15 protein-coding genes are annotated in these 14,409 nt (G+C 63.4%); 1 reads left to right on the top strand and 14 read right to left on the bottom strand.

What is annotated here, in order from left to right; genetic code table 11:
• Nucleotides 1-29 precede the first annotated feature (29 nt).
• The 14 genes from AC1D2G_RS10430 to AC1D2G_RS10365 form a co-directional block, all read right to left on the bottom strand.
• On the bottom strand, nucleotides 30-659 hold the full coding sequence (locus tag AC1D2G_RS10430; RefSeq protein WP_477413737.1) for a sarcosine oxidase subunit gamma: 630 nt from the start codon (nucleotides 657-659) through the stop codon (nucleotides 30-32).
• Nucleotides 652-3,633, bottom strand: a complete 2,982-nt coding sequence (locus AC1D2G_RS10425; protein WP_477413735.1) for a sarcosine oxidase subunit alpha — start codon at nucleotides 3,631-3,633, stop codon at nucleotides 652-654. Before AC1D2G_RS10425 ends, AC1D2G_RS10430 begins: the two co-directional genes overlap by 8 nt.
• On the bottom strand, nucleotides 3,633-3,908 hold the full coding sequence (locus AC1D2G_RS10420) for a sarcosine oxidase subunit delta (RefSeq protein ID WP_477413733.1): 276 nt from the start codon (nucleotides 3,906-3,908) through the stop codon (nucleotides 3,633-3,635). The genes AC1D2G_RS10425 and AC1D2G_RS10420 overlap by 1 nt, the downstream gene beginning before the upstream one ends.
• Nucleotides 3,909-3,922: 14 nt before the next feature.
• Entirely contained in the window at nucleotides 3,923-5,176 is a 1,254-nt protein-coding gene (locus AC1D2G_RS10415) for a sarcosine oxidase subunit beta family protein (protein ID WP_477413731.1), read from the bottom strand.
• A 35-nt stretch (nucleotides 5,177-5,211) separates the two neighbouring features.
• The gene (gene glnT, locus AC1D2G_RS10410; RefSeq protein ID WP_477413729.1) at nucleotides 5,212-6,519 is read right to left on the bottom strand and encodes a type III glutamate--ammonia ligase; all 1,308 of its coding nucleotides are present in this window, start codon (nucleotides 6,517-6,519) and stop codon (nucleotides 5,212-5,214) included.
• Between the two features lie 64 nt (nucleotides 6,520-6,583).
• Nucleotides 6,584-7,912, bottom strand: a complete 1,329-nt coding sequence (locus tag AC1D2G_RS10405) for an FMN-binding glutamate synthase family protein (protein WP_027023053.1) — start codon at nucleotides 7,910-7,912, stop codon at nucleotides 6,584-6,586.
• A 6-nt stretch (nucleotides 7,913-7,918) separates the two neighbouring features.
• Nucleotides 7,919-8,650: a GltB/FmdC/FwdC-like GXGXG domain-containing protein gene (locus tag AC1D2G_RS10400; protein WP_095088211.1), complete on the bottom strand. Its 732-nt coding sequence runs from the start codon at nucleotides 8,648-8,650 to the stop codon at nucleotides 7,919-7,921.
• Nucleotides 8,651-8,654: 4 nt separating this feature from the next.
• Nucleotides 8,655-9,551 carry a class II glutamine amidotransferase gene (locus tag AC1D2G_RS10395; RefSeq protein ID WP_477413727.1) on the bottom strand — a complete coding sequence of 299 codons (897 nt, stop codon included), beginning with the start codon at nucleotides 9,549-9,551 and terminating at the stop codon, nucleotides 8,655-8,657.
• 85 nt (nucleotides 9,552-9,636) lie between these two features.
• Entirely contained in the window at nucleotides 9,637-9,966 is a 330-nt protein-coding gene (locus AC1D2G_RS10390) for a hypothetical protein (RefSeq protein ID WP_477413725.1), read from the bottom strand.
• The gene (locus AC1D2G_RS10385; RefSeq protein WP_167392219.1) at nucleotides 9,963-10,652 is read right to left on the bottom strand and encodes a hypothetical protein; all 690 of its coding nucleotides are present in this window, start codon (nucleotides 10,650-10,652) and stop codon (nucleotides 9,963-9,965) included. Before AC1D2G_RS10385 ends, AC1D2G_RS10390 begins: the two co-directional genes overlap by 4 nt.
• A gap of 45 nt (nucleotides 10,653-10,697) precedes the next feature.
• A complete protein-coding gene (locus AC1D2G_RS10380) occupies nucleotides 10,698-12,092 on the bottom strand; it encodes an APC family permease (RefSeq protein ID WP_095088220.1) in 1,395 nt (464 codons plus the stop codon).
• Nucleotides 12,093-12,106: 14 nt separating this feature from the next.
• The gene (locus tag AC1D2G_RS10375; RefSeq protein WP_477393781.1) at nucleotides 12,107-12,268 is read right to left on the bottom strand and encodes a hypothetical protein; all 162 of its coding nucleotides are present in this window, start codon (nucleotides 12,266-12,268) and stop codon (nucleotides 12,107-12,109) included.
• Nucleotides 12,269-12,300: 32 nt separating this feature from the next.
• Complete coding sequence (locus tag AC1D2G_RS10370; protein ID WP_477300714.1) at nucleotides 12,301-12,678, bottom strand: hypothetical protein; 378 nt, start codon at nucleotides 12,676-12,678, stop codon at nucleotides 12,301-12,303.
• Nucleotides 12,679-12,691: 13 nt separating this feature from the next.
• Nucleotides 12,692-12,979 (bottom strand): hypothetical protein, encoded by a 288-nt coding sequence (locus tag AC1D2G_RS10365; RefSeq protein WP_477413723.1) that lies wholly within the window; start codon nucleotides 12,977-12,979, stop codon nucleotides 12,692-12,694.
• Nucleotides 12,980-13,266: 287 nt separating this feature from the next.
• Between AC1D2G_RS10365 and AC1D2G_RS10360 the strand changes: the two genes are divergently transcribed.
• Nucleotides 13,267-14,400, top strand: coding sequence for an aminomethyl transferase family protein (locus AC1D2G_RS10360; RefSeq protein WP_477393777.1), 1,134 nt, complete (start codon nucleotides 13,267-13,269; stop codon nucleotides 14,398-14,400).
• Nucleotides 14,401-14,409 lie beyond the last annotated feature (9 nt).

Below are 14,409 nucleotides of genomic sequence, written 5' to 3'. Positions count from 1 at the left end.
CGAACGTGGCCCTTCTTGTCTGTTCCGCGCTACGCCAACTCCTCCGAATGCGCGATCGTCACGCCGTACTCAGCCGCCGCGTCGAGCATCGTGTGCCACAGGCTTCCGGCGAAGGTCGAAAACACCAGCAGGTTGAACACGGCCTGCCCATCCGGCCGATCGCCGCCGCGCCAGAGCGTGACGCTGGTGTGATCGATCGAAGTTGCGGCGGCAGCGCCAATCGGGAATGCCGACGGGTGCAGGTCAATCGACGACAGCTTGGCCAGCATGGTGCAGGCCTTGGCCCCGGAAATGCTGACCAGGGCGCGCGCATGCGACTGGTCGGACAGGGAGGCAGGGCCGGACAATGCCGGCGCCAGCGTGTCCATCGTGTGCTTGCCGCCCTTCGACAGGATGAAGAACTGATCCGGCCCGGACCAGATCAGCGTGGCGTCTTGAGCCTGTACCACCGTGGACGCATTGGGAGCCGCCACGCCGAAACGGCCGTTGGCCGCCCGCGCCAGTTCGGCCGCTTTGCCGCGCCGCGCCATCACCTGGATGAGGTCGAAATTGCGGATTTCGGTCAGCGAGACGCCGGCCTCGATGCCGCGTGCGCCATGCGAGCCTGGGGCAAGCGCATGCTCGAGCGGACTGCGGGAAGCCCAGGAAAACTCAACCACGCTGGCGCCCTCCATCCGGATCGTAGAAGACGGGATTGCACAGTTCGACGTCATAGTCCTCGCCGCGCAGCGGATCATGCGCATGAACGATCTCGCCGATGCGTTCGCGGCCGCGCTCGACCAGGCCGAGCCCGATCCATTGGTCTGATGTCGGCGAGAAGCAGACCGAGGTGACATAGCCCTGGTCGTTGCCCGGGCCAGGTGCCTGCCCCTTCGGAATGATATGCGCGCCGGAGCGCAGCCTGCGCGCCTTGTCCACCGGCTTGATGCCGACCACGACCTGACGGTTCGGTGCAACCAGCGCCTCGCGCCCGGCCATGACGCGGCCAATGAAATCCTTTTTGGTCGACATCATCTTGCCGAGACCAAGATCCGCCGCCGTCGTCGTACCGCTCAGTTCCGGTCCGGCGATGTGACCTTTTTCGACGCGCATGACGCCGAGCGCCTCGGTCCCGTAAGGCGTCACGCCGAATGGCGCACCGGCCAGCATCAGATTGCGCGCCATGGCATCGCCAAAGCGTGCCGGCACCGAAATCTCGAACGCCATCTCGCCGGAGAACGAGATGCGGAACAGCCGCGCCTTGATGCCGCCGCGCAAGCGGACTTCACGCGCCCCCATGAACGGGAAACCTTCATTAGAAAGGTCCTCCGCCGGATCGACAATCTCCTTGAGCAGGTCACGGGTTTTCGGCCCGGCGATCGAGAACTGTGCCCACTGGTCGGAGACAGATGTCAACTGCACATCGAGTTCGGGAAACAGCACCTGCCGACAGAATTCGAGATGCTGCATCACCAGTCCGGCCTTGGCCGTCGTGGTGGTCAGGAAATAATGATCCTCGGCCAGCCGCGACGTGGTGCCGTCGTCATAGACCATGCCGTCCTCGCGCAGCATCAGCCCGTAGCGGGCCTTGCCGACGGCGAGATTGGAGAAGGTGTTGATATAGACGCGGTCGAGGAAAGCGCCGGCATCCGCACCGTGCACGTCGATCTTGCCGAGCGTCGAGACATCGCAGAAGCCGACGCCGCCGCGCACCGCCTTGACCTCGCGGGTCACCGATTCCAGCCAGTCCTTCTCGCCGGCGCGCGGATACCATTGCGCGCGCTTCCACAGTCCGGTGTCGACGAAGACAGCGCCCCGTTCGGCGGCCCAATGATGCGACGGCGTCAGCCGCGTCGCATGGAACGTCTCGTCGCGATGATGGCCGGCAAAGGCGCCGATGGCGACGGGCACGTAAGGAGGACGGTAGATCGTCGTGCCGGTCTCGGGAATGGACCGGCCGCTGACCGCAGCCATGATGGCGAGACCGGCGACATTGGAGGTCTTGCCCTGGTCGGTCGCCATGCCGAGCGTCGTGTAGCGCTTCAGATGCTCGACGGATTCAAAGCCCTCGCGTTGCGCCAGTTCGATGTCGGAGGCGGTGACGTCGTGCTGGTAGTCGACAAAGGCCTTGCCCTTGCCGGTGACATGCCAGAGCGGCTTGAGCGAGAACGCCTCGTCGTCGGCGACAGGGGCCGTGCCTGCCTTGCCGCTGTGCCCGGCGTCATGCGCGGCTGCGCTACCCGCGGCAAAGCCCTGAGCCAGGCAGGCGCCGAGCCCGAAGGCGCCGTTGGCGGCGCCCACGGCCACCATTCCGGGAGGCGCGCCATCCGGCACGAAGGCGGCGATGTTATCCAGCCATTTCGGCCGGCCGCGATGATAGGAGGTCAGCCCGACAGCCGGGTTCCAGCCGCCGGACACGGCAAGCCCGTCGGCTTCGACCTCGGCGCGCGCGCCACCGGTGAGTGACGCAGCGATCTTTTTGACGCCATCCTTGCCGCCATCGACCCCACTGACGGAGCCGTGCAGCACGGGGAAGCCACCCTTGGACGCCAGCGAACGATGGGCGGGCGATACGTCAGGCCGCGCGTCGATGACCGCCGCGATCTGCAACCCGGCGCCGAGTGCGATCTCGACCGTGCGCCAGCCATCCTCATTGTTGGTGAACAGCGCGATGCGCTTTGCCGGCGCTGCCGCGTAGCGCGCGACATAGGTCCGCATGGCGGAAGCCATCATCACGCCGGGCGTGTCGTTGTCGGCAAAGACAATCGGCCGTTCGATGGCGCCGGCCGCGACGATGCAGCGCCTGGCCACGATCCGCCACAGCCGCTGGCGCACCTGATGCTCCGGCGGCGAGGGCAGATGGTCGTTGACCCGCTCGATGGCGCCATAGGTGCCGCCGTCATAGACCCCGAACAGCGTCGTGCGGGTCATGATGCGGACGTCTGGCAGGGTAGCGAGCTCAGCCAGCGTCCGCGAAAGCCATTCCGCTGCCGGCAGGCTATCGATCGTGCCGCCATCCGACAAAAGACGCCCGCCCGGCGAAAAATCCTCCTCGCACAGGATGACACGGGCACCCCTGCGTCCGGCTGCCAAGGCCGCGGCCAGTCCGGCCGGGCCCGAGCCGGCGATCAGCACATCGCAATGGGCCCACGCTTTGTCGTAATGGTCGGGATCGGCAACGCCCGCGGCGCGGCCAAGTCCGGCGGCACGGCGGATCGCCGGTTCGTAGATCGCTTCCCAGAATTTCGCCGGCCACATGAAGGTCTTGTAGTAGAAGCCGGCGACGAAGATCGGCGCGAACAGCTGGTTGACCGACATCACATCATGGCGCAGCGATGGCCAGCGGTTCTGGCTGGCGGCCTCTAGCCCTTCATAGAGCTCGGCCGTGGTCGCCTTGGTGTTCGGTTCGCGCCGCGCGCCGGTGCGCAATTCGACCAGCGCGTTCGGCTCTTCCGAGCCAGCGGTGAGGATGCCGCGCGGGCGATGGTATTTGAACGAGCGGCCGACCAGCTTGACGCCATTGGCGATCAGCGCCGAGGCGAGCGTGTCGCCCTGGAAGCCTGAGAAAGTCTTGCCGTCGAAACGAAAATTCAGCGGCGCAGAGCGGTCGATGAGGCCGCCACTGTCCAGCCGGTTGGTCTGTCCGCCGGCCATCACGCACCAACCTTCGCGGCATCGGCACCCGCCGCCGGCTCAACCGAAGAAATCTCGTGCGTCAGCGTGTTGCGGGCGATCTTCAGCCAGGTCCGGCAGCCGCCGCCATGGTACCAGTATTCGCTAGTCTCGCCGGCGACATTGTCGCGCAGATAGACGTAGTCGAAGACCTCGTCTTCCGAGGCGCCGGCCGCCGGCCGCACCGGTTTGGCGTCGCCCAGATAGGTGAATTCGCCGAGTTCGCGTTCGCCGCAGAAGGGACAGACAATGCGCATGGTTCCGTCCGTCCTCAGTGCAGGTTCGGTTGGGCGCCCTGGCCCTTTTCGTCGATCATCGCGCCAGTCCGGAAGCGGTCGAGGCGGAACCGCACGGCTTCCTCGTGCGATTGATCGCGGGCCAGCAGGTGGGCAAAGACAAAGCCTGATCCCGGCGTCGCCTTGAAGCCGCCATAGCACCAGCCGGCGTTGAGGTAGAGCCCGTCGACTGGCGTCTTGTCGATGATCGGCGATCCGTCCATCGACATGTCCATGATGCCGCCCCACTGGCGCAGCAGGCGCACACGGCCGATCATCGGCATCAGCGCCATGCCGCCCTCGCAGACATCCTCCATCACAGGCATGTTGCCGCGCTGGGCGTAGGAATTGTAGCCGTCTATGTCGCCGCCGAAGACCAGCCCGCCCTTGTCCGACTGGCTGACGTAGAAATGGCCGGCACCGAAGGTCATGACACCGGGGATCAGCGGCTTGATCGCTTCGGAGACGAAGGCCTGCAGCACATGGCTTTCGATCGGCAGGCGCAGGCCCGCCATCGCCGCGACGCGCGAGGAACTGCCGGCGACCGCCATGCCGACCTTGCCGGCGCCGATCTTGCCGCGCGAGGTCTGGACGCCGGTCACCTTGCCGTTGGCGTCGCGGGTAAAGCCGGTCACCTCGCAGTTCTGGATGATGTCGACGCCGAGCGCGCTCGCCGCATGGGCATAGCCCCAGACCACGGCATCGTGGCGCGCCGTGCCGCCACGCCGCTGCAAGAGCCCGCCTTGCACAGGAAAGCGCGCATTGTCGAAGTTCAGGAACGGGATCATCTTCTTGACCGCGGCGAGGTCGAGCAGTTCGGCATCGATGCCGTTGATGCGCATGGTGTTGCCGCGCCGCGCATAGGCGTCGCGCTGCGCGTCGGAATGGTAGAGGTTGATGACGCCGCGCTGGCTGACCATCGTGTTGTAGTTGAGGTCCTGCTCCATTCGCTCCCACAGCTTCATCGACAGTTCGTAGAAGCCGGTGTTGCCGGGCAGGCCGTAATTGGAGCGGATGATGGTGGTGTTGCGGCCGGCATTGCCGGAGCCGATCCAGCCTTTTTCCAGCACGGCGACATTCCTGATACCGTACTCGCTGGCGAGGAACCAGGCGGTGGCCAGGCCATGGCCGCCACCGCCGATGATCACCACGTCGTAGCGATCCTTCGGCACGGCGTCGCGCCAGGTGCGCTGCCAGTTCTTGTGGCCAGACAGGGCGGCGCGGGCGAGCGAGAAGATCGAGTATTTCATCAGTTCATTCCGAGGTCGCTCGCATTCGCTGAGAGTTAGATATCCAGCGTGTGGTCGCGCTCCCATTGCGTGAAGTGCGAAGCATAGGAATTCCATTCCTGGTGCTTCAGCTTTAGATAGGCCGACGAGAATTCCTCACCCAGCGCCGCCTTCAGCGATTTGTCCTTGTCGAACTCGCGCAACGCGTCGAGCAGGTTGAGCGGCAGCTTCGGCGCGCCCTTCACCGTATGGCCGTGCTGGTACATGTCGATGTCGTAGCGCTTGCCGGGATCGGCCTTCGAGCGGATGCCGTCGAGGCCGGCGGCGATGATGACCGCCTGCAGCAGATAGGGGTTGGCCGCGCCGTCGGGCAGGCGAAGTTCGAAGCGGCCGGGGCCGGGCACGCGCACCATGTGAGTGCGGTTGTTGCCGGTCCAGGTCACCGTGTTCGGCGCCCAAGTCGCGCCCGAAATGGTGCGCGGTGCGTTGATGCGCTTGTAGGAATTGACCGTCGGGTTGGTGATCGCGGCAAGCGCGGAAGCATGCTTCATGATGCCGCCGAGGAAATTCTTGCCCTTGGCCGACAGGCCGAGTTCCATCGCATTGTCGGCAAAGACGTTGGTCTTGCCGGCCTTGTCCCACACCGAGATATGCGCATGGCAGCCATTGCCGGTCAGGCCCTGGAAGGGCTTCGGCATGAATGTCGCGCGCAGGCCGTGCTTTTCCGCGATCGACTTGACCATGAATTTGAAGAAGGAATGCTTGTCTGCGGTGGCCAGCGCATCGTCGAAGGCCCAGTTCATCTCGAACTGGCCGTTGGCATCCTCGTGGTCGTTCTGGTAGGCGCCCCAGCCGAGCGCCAGCATGTGGTCGCAGATCTCGGCGATGACATCGTAGCGGCGCATCACCGCTTGCTGGTCGTAGCAGGGCTTCGACGCCGTGTCGTATTCGTCGGAAATCGTCTTGCCGTCCGGCGAGATCAGGAAGAACTCGGCCTCGACGCCGGTCTTGACGTGCATGCCGTCGCCGGCCGCCTCGGCGATCAGTCGCTTCAGCGTGTTGCGCGGCGCCTGGCCGACCTCCTTGTCGTCCATGATGCAGTTGGCGGCGACCCAGGCCACTTCCGGCTTCCAGGGCAGCTGGATCACCGAATCCGGATCCGGAACCGCCAGCATGTCGGGATGTGCCGGCGTGAGATCGAGCCATGTGGCGAACCCGGCAAAGCCGGCGCCGTCCTTCTGCATGTCGGCGATGGCCTGCGCCGGCACCAGCTTGGCACGCTGGCCACCGAACAGGTCGGTGTAGGAAATCATGAAATATTTGACGTTTTTCGCCCTTGCGAATTCTGCAAGATCAGCTGTCACGGAAGTTCCCCATTTTTTTGTCGATTGGTGGCCCCAGAGCGTGTGGGCTTCGGCCCTTCGTTGATCAGAAGCCGTTCTTCCCCGGTATCCAGTTGGTGCCGGCCAGCGGCACGCCGGCCATGGCGGCGGCCTCGATCGTCAGCGCGACGAGGTCCTCGGGTTCGAGATTGTGCAGGCTGTTCTTGCCGCACGCGCGGGCGATAGTCTGAGCTTCCAGTGTCATCACCTTGAGGTAGTTCGCCAGCCGGCGCCCGGCGGCGACCGGGTCGACGCGCTTCATCAGTTCCGGGTCCTGCGTGGTGATGCCGGCCGGGTCGCGGCCCTCGTGCCAGTCGTCATAGGCGCCCGCCGTGGTGCCGAGCTCGTTATACTCGGCCTCCCAGCGTGGGTCGTTGTCGCCGAGCGCGACAAGGGCAGCCGTGCCGATCGAGACCGCATCGACGCCCAGCGCCAATGCCTTGGCGACATCGGCGCCGTTGCGGATGCCGCCGGAGACGATCAGCTGCACCTTGCGGTGCATGCCGAGATCCTGCAGTGCCTGCACCGCCGGCCTGATGCAGGCAAGCGTCGGCTGGCCGACGTTTTCGATGAACACTTCCTGCGTGGCCGCCGTGCCGCCCTGCATGCCGTCGACGACGACGACATCGGCGCCGGCTTTCACGGCAAGCGCCGTATCGTAATAGGGGCGGGCGCCGCCGACCTTGACGTAGATCGGCTTTTCCCAGTCGGTGATTTCGCGCAGTTCGAGGATCTTGATCTCGAGATCGTCGGGCCCGGTCCAGTCGGGGTGGCGAGAGGCCGAGCGCTGATCGATGCCTTTCGGCAGCGTGCGCATTTCGGCGACGCGGTCGGAAATCTTCTGGCCAAGCAGCATGCCGCCGCCGCCGGGCTTCGCGCCCTGGCCGACGACGACTTCGATCGCATCGGCACGGCGCAGGTCGCGCAGGTTCATGCCGTAGCGCGACGGCAGGTATTGGTAGACCAGCGTCTTAGAATGGCCGCGCTCTTCCTCGGTCATGCCGCCATCGCCTGTGGTGGTCGAGGTGCCCGACAGGGTTGCGCCGCGTCCGAGTGCTTCCTTGGCCGGGCCGGACAGCGAGCCGAAGCTCATGCCGGCGACGGTGATCGGGATCTTGAGTTCGATCGGCTTCTTGGCATGGCGCGAACCGAGCACGACGCTGGTGTCGCAGCGCTCGCGATAGCCTTCCAGCGGATAGCGCGAAATCGAGGCGCCGAGGAACAGCAGGTCGTCGAAATGCGGCAGCTTGCGCTTGGCGCCGGCGCCACGGATATCGTAGATCCCCGTCGCCGCGGCGCGGCGGATTTCAGAAAGCGTGTAGTCGTCGAAGGTCGCGGATTTGCGCGGCGTCGTCGGCGGGTTCCTGTAGGTCATGCGGCCTCAATACGCGTCGGCGTTGTCGATATTGAAATTGTAGAGCGTGCGCGCCGAGCCGTAGCGTTTGAAGTCCGACGGCTTGACGCCGGTGACGCCGGCACGGTCGAGCAGGCCTTGCAGCAACTCCAGGTGTTCGGCCCGCATCTCCTTGGCGATGCAGTCGGCACCGAGGCTGTCGACCTTGCCGCGCACGAATAGCCGCGCCTCGTAGATGGAATCGCCCAGCGCATCGCCGGCATCGCCCAGCACCACCAGATTGCCGGACTGCGCCATGAAGGCCGACATGTGGCCGATATTGCCGTGCACGACGATGTCGATGCCTTTCATCGAAATGCCGCAACGCGACGAGGCATTGCCTTCGATGACCAGCAGGCCACCCTTGCCGGTGGCGCCGGCATACTGGCTGGCATCACCCTTCACGGTGATCGAACCCGACATCATGTTCTCGCCGACGCCGGGCCCGGCCGAGCCATGCACGGTGATGGCGCTGCCGGAATTCATGCCGCCGCAATAATAGCCGACGCTGCCGCGCACATCGATGGTAACAGGCTGGTCGACGCCGACGGCGACCGAATGGTTGCCTTTCGGGTTGAGCACTTCCCACGCCGTTTCATTCGAGCCGGGCGCCAGATTATGCAGCGCCTGGTTGAGCTCGCGCAACGACATCTGGTCGAGGTCGAAGACCCGGGAAGCGTGGTCGTGCGCCGCCGTCTTTGAAAGTTTGGTTGCCGGCATGAACTCAATGCTCCCAGAAATAGACGGTTGCGGGCTCGGGTTCCCAGACCCTCGCATTGTCTATGCCGGGCAGTTTGGTCAGCGCACGATACTCCGAGCCGAAGGCGACATACTGGTCGGTCTCGGCCATCACGGCGGGCTTGCAGGCGATCGGATCGCGCACCACGCCAAAGCCGTTCTTGGTGCCGACGACAAAGGTGAAGAAGCCGTCGAGGTCGGAGAGCGTGCCCTCCAGCGCTTCGCCGAGATTCTTGCCATGCGCCATCTGCGAGGAGAGATAGGCGGCCGCGACCTCGGTGTCGTTTTCGGTCTCGAAGGTCATGCCTTCGCGGATCAGTTCGCGGCGGACATTGTTGTGGTTGGACAGCGAACCATTGTGCACCAGGCACTGGTCGGCGCCGGTCGAGAACGGATGCGCGCCCATCGTCGTCACCGCCGATTCCGTCGCCATGCGGGTATGGCCGATGCCATGCGTGCCGGTCATGCTGCGGACATCGAAGCGGTCGACGACCGCCTCGGGCAGGCCGACCTCCTTGTAGATTTCGACCACGTCGCCGGCGCCCATGATGCGGATGTCGGGGCGCAGCGCCTGGATCGCTTCGCGCGCCTCGTCGGTCTTGGCAGGCGTGGTCCTGACGACCGCATGGGTCGATTTGACAGTGATCGTCACCGGCGTGCCGATGGCCTTGGCGAGTTCGGCCTCGAGGCCGCGGAAATCGCGCTCCGGCTTGGCCGACTGGATGGTGATCTTGGCCTCATTCCTGGAAGGCGCGCCATAGATGGCGATGCCGGCGCTGTCCGGACCGCGATCGCTGAGCGAGATCAGCATCTGCGACAGCATCGAGCCAAGCTGGGGTTCCAGCGACTTGTCCTTCAAAAACAGTCCGACAATTCCACACATGTCAGCCTCCCGGTGTTTGCAGTTCTGAGATGATGTACCGAATGAGTCTCCTGAATTCAATCGTATGAAAAAAATATTCCTCCAGTTACGTATGTTTCTCAATGCCGGTCTGCGCGCCATCATTGTCTCGTCGGACCTTGTGAACCCATTTGGCGGTGCGGATGCGGGCTATCCTGTAGGCGTCGAGGATCGACAACGCATAAATCAGGAAGCCGCCGGCATGACGGCCGACAAAGCTGGCGTCCGGCGGCGCGATCTTGGCGGTGACCCATGCCAGGATCACCATGAAGAAAAGAAATTGCAGGCCGCGCACCGGCACGCCCAGAATGACATGTCCGCTCGCCGGCAGCACGATTGCTGCGCCCAGCACCAGATACGGGTTGGGAGGGGCGGGTACAGTGACGGAACTGGTCATGCGGCCTGCCGATCGCTTTTGTTGATGGCGTCGCGAAGTGCCGACACCGACACCAGCAGTCTTTCGATCAGCTTTGGATCGAGTGTGGCATCCCCAAATTCGGCTTGCCGGAACACGCCGTAGCGTGCCCGCTCGGCCTCGGCCAGCAGCCAGACGATGCGTATGCCCTTGGGCGTGATCAGCAGTTCCTTGGCGCGCCCTTCGGAGAAAATCTCGACATGGCTGGCGATGATACCTTGAGGAAAACGCGCGCCCCTGCGGTCGGTGCGCAGCACTGCCTCGGCTGGAAATCCCGGAGCCTTCGGCAGCGTATGGTCGAGATGATCGAAATTGGAGAAGGTCGTCGGCGAGCCCGGCCGCATCATCATGTCGAAAGTGCCGGGCACCGACACGGGCTCGGTGATCGAGACGCTCAGCCAACGTGCCGGAAGTTTTCGTGTTGCCAGCGTGTCGACGATTGTGCGCACCTGGACGCGTCGGCCCTTCCAGGAACCTTCCCATGTGATGACACCAGCGGTGCCGTCCGAAACATCGGCAGCGTCGGCAATGACGGTACGAACGCTGGCATGGTCGATGGCGAGCGCCACTGATGCCCTGTTGCGGCTGGCGCGCGCCAGCCAGGCAAGATGAAGGACGAGGGCCAGGACAATTGCCCCGGCAAAGAGTGCTGACGTCACCTCGGACATTTTGTCATGCCAGGCCCGTCCAGGTTACGGACGGGCCTACTCCCATCAATAACCCTGCGGCTTCGGCCACGGCATGGTGAACTGATCGCCGCGCCGCACGAACTTGTAGCGGTAGAAATGGAACCATAGCGAGATCAGGAAATAGAAGGCGACCATGGCGATCAGCTGCGAGCCGAAGCCGAGGAAAATCGCGAAAAAGGTCACCACGCACAGGCAGAACAGCACGATCGCCGGCAGCGGATGGAACGGATGCGTATAGCCGCGGCGGATCGAGCCGAGCGGCCATTTCTTCCTGAACATGACGATGTTGATGCTCATGAACGTGTATTGCAGCACGCCCGACAGGATCGAAAAGGTGATCGCCTGGTTGAGGTCGGCGATGAAGGCGAAGGCCAGCGCGATCGGCAGCAGGAACAGGATCGAGCGATAGGGCGTGCGGTATTTCGGATGCACGGCCGAGAACCATGTCGGCAGATAGCGGTCGCGGCCGAGCGAGAACCAGGCGCGCGCCGCGTCGTTGATGCAGCCATTGGCGGAGGCAAGTGCGGCAAGCAGCGTCGCGATGAACAACAGGTTCTCAAGCAACGGGCTGCCGGTCAGCTTGCCGGCGTCCCACAGCGGGTAATAGGTGATGCCCAGATATTCCCACGGCATCATCGAGGCGCAGACATACCAGGTCATGGCGGCGGCGATCAAAAGCGTGATCATGCCGGCCATCGTGCCGTAGGGCAGCGAGCGAGCCGGCGAGCGCACTTCCTCGGCGGCCTGCGTGGTGCCCTCGATGCCGAGATAGTACCAGATGCCGAACTGGAAGGCGGCGATGACGCCGATCCAGCCATAGGGCAGGGCGTTGTCGGGTGTGACCAGTTCGTTCAGCTTCAGCACGGCGCCCTGCGTCCACGGGCTGACCGAGAAAAACAGGATGACGATCGAGATGTAGGCGATTGCGGTGATGACGAAGTTGACGTTCAGCGTCATCAGCACGCCGCGATAGTTCAGCCATGCCAGCACCACGATGGTGGCGGCGATGAAGGAATTGTGGGTGAGCCCTTCGACCCCCGCCTTGGCGACGATGGTGTCGCCGAGCAGGATCGCGTCGGACACTTCGAGCATGGTGTAGGCAAAGACCAGGAACAGCGCGACATTGAAGGCCATCAGCGGCCCGACAATGTGCTTTGCCTGCGCATACTGGCCGCCGGCGGCGGCGACCGTCGATGTCACCTCGGAATCGATCATCGCGACCGAGGTGTAGAGCAATCCGACGAGCCAGCAGACGATCAGCGCGGCAAGCGCGCCGCCCTTGTCGGCGGCAAAATTCCAGCCGGTGAATTCGCCGACCAGCACGATGCCGACTCCGAGCGCCCAGACATGGGCCGGGCCGAGCACGCGCAGCAGTGAGACCCTGTCCCCGTGGATTACCGGTTCAAGTGTGATCGTCATTGTTCAATCCCCACTCAGATCCGGTGTTTTTCGGAAACGGCTTCCAATTCGCCTTCGCGCGACGAGGTCAGCACCTCTTCTGAGAAGGTCGTGTCAACCTTGAACCAGTCGTTGAGCATCCACAGGGCAAGCACGATCGAGATGCCCCAGCAGGCGTAGGAGAGTGCCATCCACATGATCGTGTCCCCCGATTGTTCGTGGAAAGTTTTTACTTGTCGTCGAACTTTTCGTTGATGACTTCGCGATATTCGCGGTCGGAGGCGCGGAACAGGAAGACGAAATAACCGATCAGCACCGCGGCCATGATGATCAGCGTCGGCCAGTCGATGACATAGTGGAAGCGGTTCTGGATGATGTCGTGCGCGGTCTCGGGCGTGTAGCCGAGCTTTTCCCAGATCGAGGCCATGGTCGCGTTCTGGCCGAGCGTCTCCCAGGTCTTGGTATCGAGTGCGTCGATCGATTTGGCCGCACCCGCCAGCCCGAGTTTCAGCGGCAGCCACAGGGCGACGAAGATGGCGACGACAACGACGACGATATCGAAAATCTGTCCGGCCTTGCTCTGCTCCGGCGGTTTGTAGCGCGACATGTCTTCTACCCCTTCAGGACTTGCGGTTGCGGAATGCGTCGGCGTTCTTGATGTCGAGCCCGTAGATGAAGTCCTTGTCTTCCTTGTAGTGCTTGACCATCGCCAGGATGGCGGCCGTGTTGAAGATCAGCACGGCGGCCGCCGCGATCGCGACGACGACCCTGATGCCGCTATCGGGGATGTATGGCCACGTCATGAGGAGGACGAAGAGGATCGTTGCCCACAGGCAGACGATCAGGAGCATGGATCCGCGCACGTCGGAACGGTACAGCGCTTCAATGCGCTGCTGCATGTCTGACATCGGTTTTCCCCTTTTTCCGACGCACGGTTCCGAATCCACCGCGCGTCGCCCTCTTTCAAGAGAGTGAAATTTTTTTCATAAATTCCGTCCGATTTCCGCAATTGTCAAGCCGATTTTACGTTGGGTTAACCGTTTGCTTCGTGCGACGGATTTTGCCTGACAATGAAATTAATTGCTTATGGGTATTGCGGCGCCCGAATGTTTGCGGTCAATATTCGGCCAAAGCCCCCGCGACTGCGCAGGGGGCAGGGAACAGCAAACGATTTTTCGAAACGGAGGACGAGCGGATGACGGCATCCTGGAGATTTTCAACCCTGGCGGATCGCCATCGCGCCCTTGGTTCGAAGCTCGAAGACTGGAGCGGCATGGGGACTGCCTGGACCTACGACAAGAACGCCGACGAAGAGTACGTCGCCATCCGCACCAAGGCCGGGCTGATGGATGTTTCGGGCCTCAAGAAGGTCCACATCACCGGGCCGCACGCCTCGCACCTGATCGATCTGGCGACCACGCGTGACGTCGAGAAGATCTATCCCGGCAAGTCGGCCTATGCCTGCATGCTGAACGAGGCGGGAAAGTTCACCGACGACTGCATCCTCTACCGCACCGGACCGAATTCCTGGATGGTCGTGCATGGCTCCGGCACCGGCCATGAGGAGTTGCAGCGCGCTTCCGTCGGGCGCGACGTCTCCTTGCGCTTCGATGACAATCTGCATGACCTGTCGCTACAGGGGCCAACCGCTGTCGACTATCTGGCCAAGCATGTGCCTGCTATTCGCGATCTCAACTATTTCCATCACATGCAGACGCAGCTGTTCGGCTTTCCGGTGATGATTTCACGCACCGGCTACACCGGCGAGCGCGGCTACGAGATCTTCTGCCGTGGCCAGGATGCCGGCACGATCTGGGACAGGATCCTCGATGAGGGCAAGAGCGCCGGCATCATTCCGTGCCGCTTCACCACGCTCGATATGCTGCGCGTTGAGAGCTACCTCTTGTTCTATCCCTACGACAATTCGCAGAAATACCCGTTCGACAATGAAGGTCCCGGCGACACGCTGTGGGAGCTCGGCCTCGACTTCACCGTCAGCCCCGGCAAGACTGGCTTCCGTGGCGCCGAGGAGCATTACCGCCTCAAGGGCAAGGAACGCTTCAAGATTTATGGCGTTCTGCTCGACGGCAAGGAGCCGGCCGACGAGGGCGCGCCGGTCTATCGCGACGGCAAGAAGGTCGGCGTGGTGACCTGCGCGATGTATTCGCCGCTGGTGAAGAAATCGATGGGCATCGCCCGGCTCGACGTCGACTGCGCGGTCAAGGACACCAAGCTCGAGATTCGCAACAAAAGCGGTTCGATCAAGGCGACGGCGCAGCCGCTCCCCTTCGACGATCCCAAGAAGACCAAGCGCACGGCCAAAGGTTGAGGCATAATC

Source organism: Mesorhizobium sp. P2_C7 (assembly GCF_056404515.1).
The sequence above is the reverse complement of the archived record's forward strand: the minus strand, read 5'-3'. Positions and strand labels throughout refer to the sequence as shown.

Excerpts from the sequence above, each read along its gene's own strand:
- AC1D2G_RS10425 (WP_477413735.1), bottom strand. The coding sequence starts at position 3,633 with ATGGCCGGCGGACAGACCAACCGGCTGGACAGTGGCGGCCTCATCGAC.
- AC1D2G_RS10420 (WP_477413733.1), bottom strand. The coding sequence starts at position 3,908 with ATGCGCATTGTCTGTCCCTTCTGCGGCGAACGCGAACTCGGCGAATTC.
- AC1D2G_RS10415 (WP_477413731.1), bottom strand. The coding sequence starts at position 5,176 with ATGAAATACTCGATCTTCTCGCTCGCCCGCGCCGCCCTGTCTGGCCAC.
- AC1D2G_RS10405 (WP_027023053.1), bottom strand. The coding sequence starts at position 7,912 with ATGACCTACAGGAACCCGCCGACGACGCCGCGCAAATCCGCGACCTTC.
- AC1D2G_RS10400 (WP_095088211.1), bottom strand. The coding sequence starts at position 8,650 with ATGCCGGCAACCAAACTTTCAAAGACGGCGGCGCACGACCACGCTTCC.
- AC1D2G_RS10395 (WP_477413727.1), bottom strand. The coding sequence starts at position 9,551 with ATGTGTGGAATTGTCGGACTGTTTTTGAAGGACAAGTCGCTGGAACCC.
- AC1D2G_RS10390 (WP_477413725.1), bottom strand. The coding sequence starts at position 9,966 with ATGACCAGTTCCGTCACTGTACCCGCCCCTCCCAACCCGTATCTGGTG.
- AC1D2G_RS10385 (WP_167392219.1), bottom strand. The coding sequence starts at position 10,652 with ATGTCCGAGGTGACGTCAGCACTCTTTGCCGGGGCAATTGTCCTGGCC.
- AC1D2G_RS10380 (WP_095088220.1), bottom strand. The coding sequence starts at position 12,092 with ATGACGATCACACTTGAACCGGTAATCCACGGGGACAGGGTCTCACTG.
- AC1D2G_RS10375 (WP_477393781.1), bottom strand. The coding sequence starts at position 12,268 with ATGTGGATGGCACTCTCCTACGCCTGCTGGGGCATCTCGATCGTGCTT.
- AC1D2G_RS10370 (WP_477300714.1), bottom strand. The coding sequence starts at position 12,678 with ATGTCGCGCTACAAACCGCCGGAGCAGAGCAAGGCCGGACAGATTTTC.
- AC1D2G_RS10365 (WP_477413723.1), bottom strand. The coding sequence starts at position 12,979 with ATGTCAGACATGCAGCAGCGCATTGAAGCGCTGTACCGTTCCGACGTG.
- AC1D2G_RS10360 (WP_477393777.1), top strand. The coding sequence starts at position 13,267 with ATGACGGCATCCTGGAGATTTTCAACCCTGGCGGATCGCCATCGCGCC.